Here is a 12,689-nt window from a genome sequence, read left to right as displayed (position 1 = left end):
CTACATCTTATGAAAATTCTATTAAAATTCAAAATATATCTAGGGGCACTGATCTTAAGTATCGTATCGATAAATTCAAACGCACAAACGGATCCTCACTTTTCGCAATACTATGCGTATCCATTATGGTTAAACCCTGCATTAACAGGCGTAATAGATGGCGACTATAGAGCTTCAGTTAATTTTAAACAACAGTGGGGGGCACTTTCTAATTCTTTTTTAACAGGAGGAGCATCGTTTGATGTAGCACCAACAAAGAATTTTGCATTTGGAGCTACAATTCTAAATCAACGAGCTGGGGAATTAGATTTTAACTATTTAACGGCCCTGGTTTCTGGTTCTTATCGGTTAAGATTTGGTATTGAGGGACTTCAAATGATAAGTTTTGGTTTACAGGCTGGCTTTGTAAATAGAAGTTTCGATTTATCGCAAGGTCGTTTTGGAAATCAATTTAATCCCATAACTGGTTACGACGGTGGAATGATTAGCGGTGAAAGTTTTTCGTCAACTTCATCTTTCGTACCTGATGTTAACGCTGGTATTATGTACTTTGATGGTAATCCAAATCAAAATGTAAATGTGTTTGTAGGTGCAAGTGCGGCTCATTTAAACAGGCCAGTAGAAAGATTTTCTGACAACAGTTCGCGTACACCAATTCGTTTTACAGGGCATGGTGGGGCTAGAATAAGAGCCTCTGAAATTTTAGATGTTGTACCTAACGCTTTGGTTATGTACCAGGGTAATACAAGAGAGATTTCGGTTGGAGCTTATGCGCAGTTAATGGTAAATAATCAATCTAATGTTCTGTTTGGAGGTAATTATCGAGTTAAAGATGCAGCCATAGCTTTTGTTGGTTTACAGTTTAAGAATATGGTTTTTGGTTTAAGTTATGATGTAAACACATCTACATTCCAGCGAGCATCAAATAGCAATGGCGGTTTAGAATTATCTATTTCTTTAATTGGTCGTAACGGTATAATTGGTCCTAACTTTTTCTGTCCTCGTTTATAATTAATGTTATGAAAAAATTAATCATCTTGTTTATTCTAGCTTCAGTTACAACACTTAAAGCACAATATGTAGTTAATTATAAAAAAGTAGCCGATACCTATTTCCAAAGTAAAGATTATTATGCTGCAGCTACATTTTATAAAAAAGCCTTAAAAATTTCTTCTGATAGCACTCAGATTATTTTGCCTTATGGAAAAGAGAAGAAGTTAAATAGCGATGACAAGCTAATCGAAGATTATGAAGGTTCTCTTTACAATTTGGCCGAATCTAGCCGAATGTACAGAGAATATGCTGAAGCAGAAAAATATTATGCTGTTGCAAGTACCTTTAGCAATCCAAAATATAAAAGAGCTTCGTTTTACTATGGCGAAAGTTTAAGGGCAAATAAAAAGTTTACGGAAGCCATTACTGCTTTTGAGCAATTTATTCAAAAAAATAAAACTGATGAGCTGGTTAAAATGGCCAACCTCGAGATTTTGTCATGCAAGTTCGCAATCAAAGAAATGCGATATCCTCGACTTGTTCAATTAAAAAAAATACCCAGTAATGTTAATGGTTTAGGGTCTAATTATGCACCAGTTGTAAGCGGCAATAATTTCTATTTTACGTCATCAAGACCCGTTTCTGTTTCGGGCAAGCCCGATGTTATTACAACTGTAAAGGGCGAAACTCAAATATCTACAAAGGCAAACCCTTATATTAATAACATTTATTTGGCTAAAAATGGCTTGCAAGAGCAAGAAGTTGCCGTAAAATTAATTGATTTGGATTTGCCAAAAGATATGGAATACGCTGCGTTAAGCTTTAATAACGAAGGTACAACCGCTTATTTTACTGCGTGGAAGGATAAAAGCAAATATGAGATTTATTCCGTTTCGAAAGTTGATGATAAATGGACAAAGCCACAATCTTTAGGCCTTCAAATTAATAGCAAGGATTTTAATTCTGCACAGCCGTTTGTTACCGCCGATGGTAAATTTCTGATGTTTTCATCAGATAGGGCTGGTGGTTACGGTAATTATGATTTATGGTATTCTGCAATAAGGGCTGATGGCTCTTTTGGTCAACCAGTTAATCTCGGTGCCGAAATTAATACCGATGCAGACGAGAAAGCGCCTTATTACAATATTCAAACTAAAAAATTAATATTTAGCACAGATGGAAGGGTAGGTTTTGGTGGATTAGATTTTTTTGAATCGGAAGGGGATTTGGTAAACTGGTCTACGCCTAAAAATATGGGCTATCCTTTCAACTCATCAAAAGATGATATTTATTTTACAGCAATAAATGCCGATGGAAGTAAAGGTTACATCAGTTCTGATCGAGAATCTTCTTGTTGTTTAGAAGTTTTTGAAGTAAAGCGGGAGTATATCTCAATAGCTGGAATAGTTGCCGATTGTAAAACGAAAAAACCTTTAAATAATGCCTCGGTTACAATGTTCGATCAGGAAATTGAAAGACATGTTTTAACAGACGAAACTGGAAAATATGAGTTTAAAATGGACAGCAGGAGGCCTGTTAAGCTTAATATGACCAAAGAAAACTATTTCGCGTTAAGTAAAAGCTACACTTATGAGGAAATAGCAAAGGCAGATACATTAATGTATGTAGATTACTGCATAAATTCCTTTAAAATAAACGTTCCAATTGTCCTCGATAATATTTATTACGAGTTTAATAGCGCTGAGTTAACCGAATCTTCGAAGAAAGTTTTAGATGCTTTGGTGATAATTATGGATGATAACCCCGAAATGGAAATAGAATTGGGTGCCCATACAGACGATATAGGTACTGATGCTTATAACCTGGATTTATCAGATAGGAGAGCGAAATCTTGTGTAGATTATCTGATAAGTAAAAATATTTCAGTGGGCAGGTTAACATCCAAAGGTTATGGCGAAACAATGCCTATTGCTCCAAACAAATTTAAAAAAGGAAAAGATAATCCAGAAGGAAGGGCGAAAAATCGTAGAACAGAATTTAAAGTAACAAAAAAATAAGTTTGTTTTAGTGTTTGGTTTAGTATGGCAGGGGGTTAAAACTCCTGCCTTTTTTTTATTCAGATAAGTTGTAAATTGTATTTTAAATTATACGAATTAATTAGACAATTTTTTATATAATTGCCTAATTTTAAATTTTGATATCTACAATTTATTAATCAAATGTTAAGAAAAGGCAAAATAACTTTAATTGACGACAACGGTTCTGGTGTAATTACAGATGAAAATGAGCAGGAAATTCCCTTTAGTCTCGATCATTCTTTTTTCTATAATCTAAAAGGGGCAGATGTTAATTTCGATATAGAATTGAGATCCGATGGATTAGTCGCGGTTGATATTTCTTTGATTGCTAGTTAAAATAAACTTATATAGTTTATCTATCTTTTGTAGAGTTAAAGAAGCTAAATCTGTTCTTTTACAAGAATTTTAATTTATAAACCTAAACGTTTTCCTTTTGGAGCAACGCAGGAATTGTTTTAAGTATTAGTTTAATATCGTTAACAAAACTTTGGTTTTTAGCGTAAGTGTTATCAAGCATTAATCTCTCGTCTTCACTCATATCGCCTTTTCCACGCTTTTCTACCTGCCACAAACCTGTAATACCCGCTGGCGCAGCGAAACGTAAAACATATTTGTCAGTGGTTAACTTCTCTGCCTCATAAAGCGGCAAAGGCCTGTTTCCAACAATACTCATATCGCCAATAATTACATTCCAAAGTTGAGGAAGCTCATCTATACTGGTATTTCTGATGAAATTACCAACCTTGGTAATTCGTGGGTCGTTTTTAATTTTAAAGAAAGCAGAGCCCGAATTCATTTTCGAATACTTAAAATCCTTTTCACACCATTGAATGTTATCGGCGTAAAGCGGGTATTGGCATTTGCCTTCTACAGCGCATTGGCTACACAAACTTTCTCGTATGGTATTGTCTTCTTCTTTGGCAGAATCAATGTCGTATTGATTAAGATGTTTTAAATCTTTAACACTTTGATCAGCGTTAACAAACATCGAACGGAATTTGTAAAATTTAAAAACCTTAAAGCCTGTTCCTGCACGCAAAGAATAATAAAAAACTGGTCCTTTCGATTCTATTTTTATAAGAATATAAATAATTAAGAATAATGGCGATAACATAAAAAGAGCAAGCCCAGCAAAGAAAATATCAAAAACTCTTTTTGCAAAGCCTATGTTTTTTATCGGAGGTATATTGGGGATAATGTTATCTCTTAATTGATTCCAATTTTCGATTAAAAAATTAATACGTTTCTCTATTCTATTAACTTTAATCGGGATTTTGAACACATCAGAAATTCCAGCAGAGAGCGCTAGTTTTCTTAAATTAGGGTTAAAATAATTTACAACTAAAAAAAATGGTACTAAAGGAAGTTCTTTCTTTTTTAGTGTTTCAACTAAGGCTAAGCCAGCAGGAGCCATAATTTCGCTGTACGAAATTATAGCGACAATATTCAGGTTATGTTCAATCCAGGCCGAAGCCATTTTCATTCCATTTTCGAAATGAACCAGCTCTTTATCTTCAAAATCACACTCTGCAAATACATTCGCAAATGCATCTTCAAAGCCTATAAGGGCAATAATTGGATTGCCTGGAGAAGCGTAGATTTCTTCACTCATATTAAGCATTCAATTTTCCCATTCGTCTTAAAACAACTCTAATTCTGGCTTCTAGTTCTGCTGGATTAAAAGGTTTTACTATAAAATCATCAGCACCCGAATCTAGGCATTTAATTCTCTTTTCAGAGCTTTCTTCTCCCGATAGAATTATAATTGGAACGGAGTTAAAAAAATCACTTGCTTTAACTTGCTCGATCAACTGCAATCCATTTAGTTTAGGTGTATTTAAATCAGCAATAATCAAATCAGGAATGTTTCCATTTTGTAAAAAAGATAAAGCATCTAAACCGTTCGATCTCATTTCTACGTTGTAAGTCGAGCTTAAAATTTCTTCAAGTATTGCCTGCATAAATATGTCGTCTTCAACAATCAAAATTTTGATAGAACGTGTACTTGATAAATTCATCTTTGGGATTATAGGTTTAAAATGCAGCTTCTATTAACGTAAAAACGGCTTAAAAGGTTTTGTAAAACTTGTAAAAATTTTTATTTTGGATTATTGAAAGGTCTAATAATTTTAACTTAACATTTATTGCAGCGTAATTATGATCAATAGACAACAATTTTCGACTATTTAGTATGGGGTAAAATTGTAATGACTTAAAAGCCATTTTGTGAATTAGAGCAATAATTATTTTCATTTATTTGTTGGGATTTAACAAAAAAAAGCAAATTATCTAATCAAATAATCGGTGTTTTATTGTAGGTTCTATTATTACTACAAGTTTTTCTAATTACCTTATTTATAAAAGACTAAAAAAATCAATTAAGATATTTGTGCAATGATATAAAAAAGGTATCTAATTACAAATTCATTTCAGGTAATAATAATTTAAAAAAATAATTATTTGACGAAAATGTATGGTGTAAGGCTTTTGGTTAAATAAACAAGCTGTTTTTTTGTAATTTATTAGATGAAATCCAAATAACCCGGTTAATTGGGTAGCAAAGCATGCAGAAAAATATTAAGGACTATATAGATTTAAAATTTAAACCCATATCTTTAATTTCTTTTAACTCCCTATTTAACATTTTTTTTCAAAAACTGGAGGAAAGAAATATACAATGTCGTTAAAGGCATAATTTAACTAAACTCTCTCTCAAAGCATAAAAACTTTGAACATTAAATTATCGTTGAAAAATATGAGTGCATCTTTATTTTCATTCAGCCAGAACCAATTAAATAGATTATTTCCTTTTTTTATTATTATTAATAAAGATTTAATTGTGGAATCTTGTGGCACTGGTTTCGAAAAAATAAGTCAAAATATTGTTAATTCACCTTTCTCTGAAAATTTTGCAATTGTTGATATAAGCGATCAACAAGTAGATTTTTTAAGCTTAAAATCAATTAACGAACAATCGGTTAGCCTTATCGTTAAAAACGATTTAAGTAAATTAATATCTGGAAATTTCGAGTTTATAGAAAACGATAGCTATTTTCTGTTTGCAGGTACTTCGGTTAATAATTTGGGAATAATCGAACCAAATTTAAAGCAAACCACCAGAGAACAAAAAGAGCAATTATTAATCTTATCGCAAATTGCAGAAGTAAATACTAATTCTGTTATTATAACTGATAGTAAGGATATTATTACTTGGGTTAATCAAAGTTTTACCACTATGACTGGTTATTCTTTTGATGAGGCGATTGGCAGAAAACCAGAACATTTGTTGCATGGACCAAGCACTAGTCAAACTACTTTAGATTATTTAAATGCTCAGGTATCTAAAGGCGGTTCTTTTAATGCCGATATCTATAATTATTCAAAATCTGGAGTACCTTATTGGGCTAGAATAAAAGGACAACCCATTCATAACCAAAACGGAGAATTAACAGGATTTTTTGCGCTAATAGAGGATATTACAAAAGAAAAGGAATCGCAGGAAAGGTTAAAAGAATCGGAAAACCGATTTAGAGTAGCATTAGAAAAAATAGGTAATGTTTGGGAACACGATTTTATAACAGGAAAAACCTTTTTCTCGAAAACGAATAACGAATTTTGGAGCTATTCCAACGAAGAATTAGAGCAAGGCGATACAAATTGGTGGGATAATGTGCATAAAGATGATTTTCATTTACTGCTTTCCAATTTTAAAAAATATAGAAGAGGTCAAATAGAATCTCACAATGAAGAATATCGTATTATTCATAAAAATGGCGATATAAGATGGGTTTTAGATCGAGGTGTTGTAATCGAAAAAGATGAGCATGGCCTCCCGCTTAGGGTTGTTGGCACACATACCGATATAACACCAATTAAAAAAACGGAACAAGAGCTTGAGCAGCGCGTAAAACAGTTTAAATCGCTATCAGAAAATATTCCTGGAGTAATTTACGAATACGAATACAGAGAAGATGGTACCGATGGGCTAAGATATATCAGTCCGGCAATAAAGCGTGTTTTTGGCATTACTGCTGATGAATTTTGGAATCAAAAATACATCGCTCCAGCCGATCAGGAAAGAATTAATGAGAAGCAGCAATATAGTCGAAAAACACTTCAGCCTTTTTATGATGAATCTGAAATAACGATACCAGGTTTAAGTACCAGATGGTACGCCGTTCATTCATCATACTCTTATACCGATCAAAATAATGCTAAGGTTTTTACAGGCTTCATGTCTGATATTACCGAAAGAAAAAGTATTGAAGAATCGCTTCGAATTAACGAAGAGAAATACAGAAGTATTTTAGCCAACATGAAAATTGGTTTACTCGAGGTTGATCAAGAAGGCAAAATAACTTATGCAAATAACAGTTTTTGCTATATGAGCGGTTATACAATGCCCGAGTTAATCGGTCAAAAATCGGCCGAATTATTTCTGTTTAACGACAGCTCTGATTTAGAGAAAGAGATGTGGAAAAACAGAGAAATGGGCCTTGCAGACGCTTATGAGGTAGAAACCAAAGATAAAAATGGCGATAGAAAATGGTGGTTAGTTAGTGGTGCACCACGCTTTAATGATAAGGCAGAACTGGTTGGCTCTATTGGTATTCACCTCGATGTAACTGATCAAAAAGTTCAGGAGCTGGAATTGGTAGAATCGAGAATTGAGGCTGAACAATCAGCACATTCAAAAGAAATTTTCCTGGCAAATATGAGCCATGAAATTAGAACACCAATGAATGCGATTATGAGCATGGCTAATCAGCTTGCTAAAACTAATTTAGAACCTCAACAAGAGTTTTACTTAGAAACTATTCATACTGCTTCTAAAAGCTTACTGGTTATTATTAACGATGTACTTGATTTATCTAAAATTGATGCTGGTAAACTTAGTTTAGAAAATATTGGTTTTAATCTGATCGATGTACTTCAAAATGCGATGCAGGTTATTACCCACAAAGGGGAAGAAAAAGGATTAGACCTTAATAATTTCTATTTTGATGGAAACATTGCAAAGGTATTAATGGGCGATCCTTACCGCTTAAATCAGGTATTACTAAACTTAATGACAAATGCAGTTAAGTTTACAGAAAGAGGGTCTGTTGATTTAAATTGCCGAGTTATTGCAGATAAACCCGATTCCCAGGTTATCCATATCTCTGTTAAAGATACAGGAATTGGTATGGACGCATCCTTTGTGAAGCACCTTTTTGAGAAATTTAGCCAGGAGTATGAATCCGTTAGCCGTAAATACGGCGGCACAGGTTTGGGTATGAGTATTTGTAAAGAACTGGTAGAGCAAATGGGGGGGGAGATTTCTGTAGAGAGTGTAAAAGGTGTAGGCTCAACTATTTCATTTGTTGTCGAGTTTCCGAAAGGCATTAGCACAGATATGCCAGAGAAAATAGAAACGCAATTTAGCGAAGAATTTTTGGTAGGCAAAAAAGTTCTGGTTACTGATGATAATGATTTAAATCGTTTAGTTGCATCAATATTACTGTTAGATTTCGGAGCGACCGTAATGGTGGCCGAAAATGGAGAAATCGCTTTAGAGATGATTTCGAGAGAAACATTTGATGTTGTTTTAATGGATATTCAAATGCCAGTTATGAATGGTTATGAAGCAACAAAGTTGATTAGAAAAAGCGGAAATGATATTCCAATTATTGCGTTAACAGCCTCTGCAATTAAAGGCGAACGAGAAAAGTGTATTGCTTGTGGGATGAATGATTATATAACTAAGCCCATAAACGAAGAACAATTTTTGAAAACAATAGATAAATGGATTACAAAAGATTCTGAAAGTGAAATGAATATTGAGATGGAAAACTTGCTAGAAAATGAAGGTGTTGAAGGTTTGTATGATTTAGCTGGATTAAGGGCCATAAGCAAAGGACGCGAAGCTTTTGTAAAGAAAATGGTGGATATGTTTTGTGAGCAAACACCAATTACTGTAAAAGAAATGATTGATGCTTACCATGCAAATGACTTGGAACAAATGGGATTAATTGCACATAAGTTAAAATCGAATATTGATAACCTAAGCATATTTCCATTACTAAGAACAATAAGGGATATAGAAGCTATTGGAAGAGAAAATTTAGATGGTTCTTCGTTACCAACTTTATTAAAAGATACAGAAACTGTAATTACAAAAGTGGTTGAGCAACTTAGAGAAGAGTTTAAAGAAGAAGATTTCGCATAAAAGGACAATAATCATCAATAGCCTTAAACTGCAAGCTAACTTTTGTAGATAAAATTGTAGTAAACTTAAGCTTGGATGGCTATTTTGCTGCTACTATCTAAGTAATTTCTTACACTTTTAACGGTTGTGCTTTTACAAGCTCTAATTGCCGATTTTAAAGTTTCGATACTTACACCTAATGTTGCAGCCCAGTAATTTCTGTTTTGCTCATCGGCAACCATTATAAATTCTTCTTTCGAATCAAATGTCGATTGTTGGCTCATAATAAATCCTTTTTTGTCCTTGTAGTAACAAGTTCCATTTAGGTTTGGTTTTAAAAATTTTAATTTTTTTGTAAAAAAAAAAGCCTCCAACATTAATTATAATATTGGAGGCCCTGCAAATCAAACTCTTTAAGCTAAAATATCATCTATTTTTTGGAGTTCTTCTTTACTAAATACTGTATTATCTAAAGCTTTTAACGAATCGGTAACTTGTTCTGGCTTACTTGCCCCAATTAATACAGATGTTACACGTTCATCTTTAAGCAACCAAGCAATTGCCATATGGGCTAATTTTTGATCTCTAGATTTTGCAACCTCGTTTAATTTAGAAATTTTAGAAAGTGTTTCTGGTGTAAGGTTACTTTCATTTAAAAAAACACCGCTTGTAGCCACTCTCGAGTCGGCAGGAATTCCGTGCAGATATTTATCCGTTAGTAAACCTTGCGCTAAAGGCGAGAAAGGGATACAACCGACACCATTTTCTTTAAGAACATCCATTAATCCATCCTCAACCCAACGCTCAAACATCGAGTATTTTGGTTGATGAATTAAACAAGGCGTACCCATTTCTTTTAATAGATTAAAAGCTTTTGCAGCCTCATCAGCCTGATAATTTGAAATACCAACATATAAGGCCTTTCCTTGCTGAACAATTAAGTTTAATGCGGCCATTGTTTCTTCCAATGGTGTTTCTGGATCTGGGCGATGGTGATAGAAAATATCTACATAATCTAACTTCATTCGCTTTAAACTTTGATCTAAACTAGAAACTAAGTATTTCTTCGACCCCCAATCTCCATAAGGGCCATCCCACATGGTATAACCTGCTTTTGATGAAATAATCATTTCATCGCGATAGCTCTTAAAGTTTTCTTTTAATATTTTACCAAATGTTTCTTCGGCAGAACCTGGAGGCGGGCCGTAATTGTTAGCTAAATCGAAATGCGTTATGCCTTTGCTAAAAGCTGTTGCGATAAGGTTTTTACTGTTTTCGTAAACATTTACATGTCCGAAATTATGCCACAAGCCAAGTGATAATTCTGGTAGTTTTAAGCCGCTCTTTCCGCAACGACGATAATTCATTGTTGCGTAGCGGTCTGTTAAATCTATATTACTCATTTTAAGTATTTTGTTTTATTAGATGGGATTGATTAGTTTTTTAAAAGAAAAGGAAAAATAGATCAACATTATACTGCTTACTTTACGTATTCTTTAATAAACGTTTGAGGATTGTAATAACGCTCATTTAGTTGGATTTTATTCATCGTTAACCAGCTTGCACAGCCATAATCATCGAACTTTTTCCTAATTTCTAAATGAAGATGATGGTAATCACCGCCGTATTTTTTACTTTCTTCTTTTGTAAATAAGCGTGCAATTTTGGTATTTGTATTAACCTGTTGACCTGTGTTTACATACACATCTTTTAGATGTTTATAAGTTGTAAATACGATTTGATTATTTTTTAATTTGTGTTTAACCACAATTGTTCTTTGGTTTTCGCCAAGATGAATAGAACAAATTACTCCATTGGCCATTGGGTAAACATTTATTAGTTTACCTTTTGGTTTAGCAGGGTTTATATCAATAGCTGTATGAATATGTCCTTTAAAAAAGCTGTCGCGATGATCGCCGAAAATACTTATTATTTTAATGCTGTTGATGCTTCTTCTGTTTTCGGCTTCGAATGGTATAAGCCAGTTTTCGGCCACTTGCGATGGATTTGCATCAATATAATAAGGTTTCCATCTATCTTTATCGGTTTCGATTGTTGGATTTTGAAAAAATAGCAATGCGAAAAAAATAAAAGATATAGCGTTCATTATTATCTGATTTAAGCAACAAGATAAAAATTCTGGTTTACTAATTCACTTTTCTTTTCAATTCAATTACGCTAATTTCTGGCCAAATTCCAATACGGCCAGAAAAACCAATAAATCCAAAACCTCGGTTTATATTCAAATACCTTCCATTTTCTGATTTTAATCCTGCCCAATGTTTATATCTATATTTTACAGGGCTCCATTTTATACCAAATGCTTCAATTCCGAATTGCATACCATGTGTATGACCAGCCAAGGTGAGTTGAATTTTCGATGGAAATTGTTTTACCTGAGCATCCCAATGCGTAGGATCGTGAGATAGGAGAATTTTAAAATCACTTGTAGATGTGCTTTGCATTGCTTTTTGCAAATCACCACGCTCACCAAAACCAATTCCCCAGTTTTCTACTCCAGCAAGAATAATTTTTTGTCCGTTTTTGTGTAGTTCAACGTGTTCATCAAGTAATAACTTAAAGCCTAAATCGGCATGATGGGCTTTTAATTGTTGAAGGTTTTTGATTTTATCAGCTTCTGTAGGCCATTTTACATAGTCGCCATAATCATGATTTCCCAAAACTGAAAATTGTCCGAACGGTGCTTTTATTTGAGAAAAATGACCAATGTAAGGCACAATTTCAGATGCTGCATTATTAACCAAATCACCAGTAAAAACAAAAAGATCACTTTTCTGCTCGTTTATTAAATCAATACCTTTTTGCACTGCTTTAGGGTTTGTAAAACTGCCCGCATGTACGTCTGATATTTGTGTCAAAGTAAAACCATCAAAAGCTTCTGGCAAATCATCAAAATATAAAGTATGCTTTATAATGCGATACGCATATTTTCCGTGAGTTATTCCATAAATAAATAAAACAATGGTAAAGGCAAACATAGCCAATGTAAAATCTATCCAATATGAGCTTCTAGCCAGCCAATGGAATCCTTCTGGTTGAAAATTAGATATTATACCTAAAACTAGGCGATAAATATCTCCTAGAAACAAGAAAATTGCGAAGATCAGTTCAGCAACAAATAGAATTAAAAATGCATGGGCGGTAAATAGAAAAAATTTATCCACTCCCTTTGCTCGCATTCTTTGTATCGCAAAAAGTGTGGCGCAGGTTAAGCTTACAATAACAATCCAAAAGATTGGAGCTAAAATTTTAGAACTTATTATAGTGGTTAATCCTGATAGGATATAGGCGTTTAAAAAAATAAATAATGCGGCAAATATTGCGAAGGGTAATAGATTGATCTTTCTTTTCATCAATTAAATTTCTGGTAATACTGTAAATGTAAACCTAATGACGATCAAAACGTAGCTAAGTTACGGTATGGATATTTTTTGACTAAAATTTGATTA

10 protein-coding genes are annotated in these 12,689 nt (G+C 33.4%); 4 read left to right on the top strand and 6 right to left on the bottom strand.

The features are described from left to right. The first annotated feature begins 9 nt into the window (after positions 1-9). The 3 genes from ACZZZI_RS21990 (at position 10) to ACZZZI_RS21980 (ending at position 3,368) form a co-directional block, all read left to right on the top strand. Positions 10-1,011, top strand: a complete 1,002-nt coding sequence (locus tag ACZZZI_RS21990) for a PorP/SprF family type IX secretion system membrane protein (protein WP_316756896.1) — start codon at positions 10-12, stop codon at positions 1,009-1,011. Positions 1,012-1,019: 8 nt separating this feature from the next. Beyond that, the gene (locus ACZZZI_RS21985; RefSeq protein ID WP_463491422.1) at positions 1,020-3,011 is read left to right on the top strand and encodes an OmpA family protein; all 1,992 of its coding nucleotides are present in this window, start codon (positions 1,020-1,022) and stop codon (positions 3,009-3,011) included. Positions 3,012-3,173: 162 nt separating this feature from the next. Continuing rightward, positions 3,174-3,368, top strand: a complete 195-nt coding sequence (locus ACZZZI_RS21980) for a hypothetical protein (RefSeq protein WP_316756899.1) — start codon at positions 3,174-3,176, stop codon at positions 3,366-3,368. 82 nt (positions 3,369-3,450) lie between these two features. On the opposite strand, the gene ACZZZI_RS21975 is transcribed toward ACZZZI_RS21980, so the two are convergent. Next, positions 3,451-4,644 carry a sugar transferase gene (locus ACZZZI_RS21975; protein ID WP_424059478.1) on the bottom strand — a complete coding sequence of 398 codons (1,194 nt, stop codon included), beginning with the start codon at positions 4,642-4,644 and terminating at the stop codon, positions 3,451-3,453. A 1-nt stretch (position 4,645) separates the two neighbouring features. Further along, entirely contained in the window at positions 4,646-5,050 is a 405-nt protein-coding gene (locus ACZZZI_RS21970; protein WP_316756903.1) for a response regulator transcription factor, read from the bottom strand. A 737-nt stretch (positions 5,051-5,787) separates the two neighbouring features. Here ACZZZI_RS21970 and ACZZZI_RS21965 point away from each other — a divergent pair. Then, positions 5,788-9,240 carry a PAS domain-containing hybrid sensor histidine kinase/response regulator gene (locus ACZZZI_RS21965; protein WP_463491419.1) on the top strand — a complete coding sequence of 1,151 codons (3,453 nt, stop codon included), beginning with the start codon at positions 5,788-5,790 and terminating at the stop codon, positions 9,238-9,240. A 65-nt stretch (positions 9,241-9,305) separates the two neighbouring features. Here ACZZZI_RS21965 and ACZZZI_RS21960 read toward each other — a convergent pair whose 3' ends face one another. The 4 genes from ACZZZI_RS21960 to ACZZZI_RS21945 all read right to left on the bottom strand — a co-directional run bounded on the left by ACZZZI_RS21960 (position 9,306) and on the right by ACZZZI_RS21945 (position 12,593). Next, positions 9,306-9,503, bottom strand: coding sequence for a DUF3606 domain-containing protein (locus ACZZZI_RS21960; RefSeq protein WP_316756907.1), 198 nt, complete (start codon positions 9,501-9,503; stop codon positions 9,306-9,308). A gap of 129 nt (positions 9,504-9,632) precedes the next feature. Next, entirely contained in the window at positions 9,633-10,622 is a 990-nt protein-coding gene (gene mgrA, locus ACZZZI_RS21955; RefSeq protein WP_316756909.1) for an L-glyceraldehyde 3-phosphate reductase, read from the bottom strand. A gap of 77 nt (positions 10,623-10,699) precedes the next feature. Further along, positions 10,700-11,326, bottom strand: a complete 627-nt coding sequence (locus tag ACZZZI_RS21950; protein ID WP_463491416.1) for a M23 family metallopeptidase — start codon at positions 11,324-11,326, stop codon at positions 10,700-10,702. 40 nt (positions 11,327-11,366) lie between these two features. Continuing rightward, positions 11,367-12,593 (bottom strand): metallophosphoesterase, encoded by a 1,227-nt coding sequence (locus ACZZZI_RS21945; protein WP_463491414.1) that lies wholly within the window; start codon positions 12,591-12,593, stop codon positions 11,367-11,369. Positions 12,594-12,689: the final 96 nt, after the last annotated feature.

It is taken from the genome of Pedobacter sp. AC190 (genome assembly GCF_979258025.1).
Note: the sequence above shows the minus strand (reverse complement) of the source record. Positions and strands in the feature narration are given on the sequence as shown.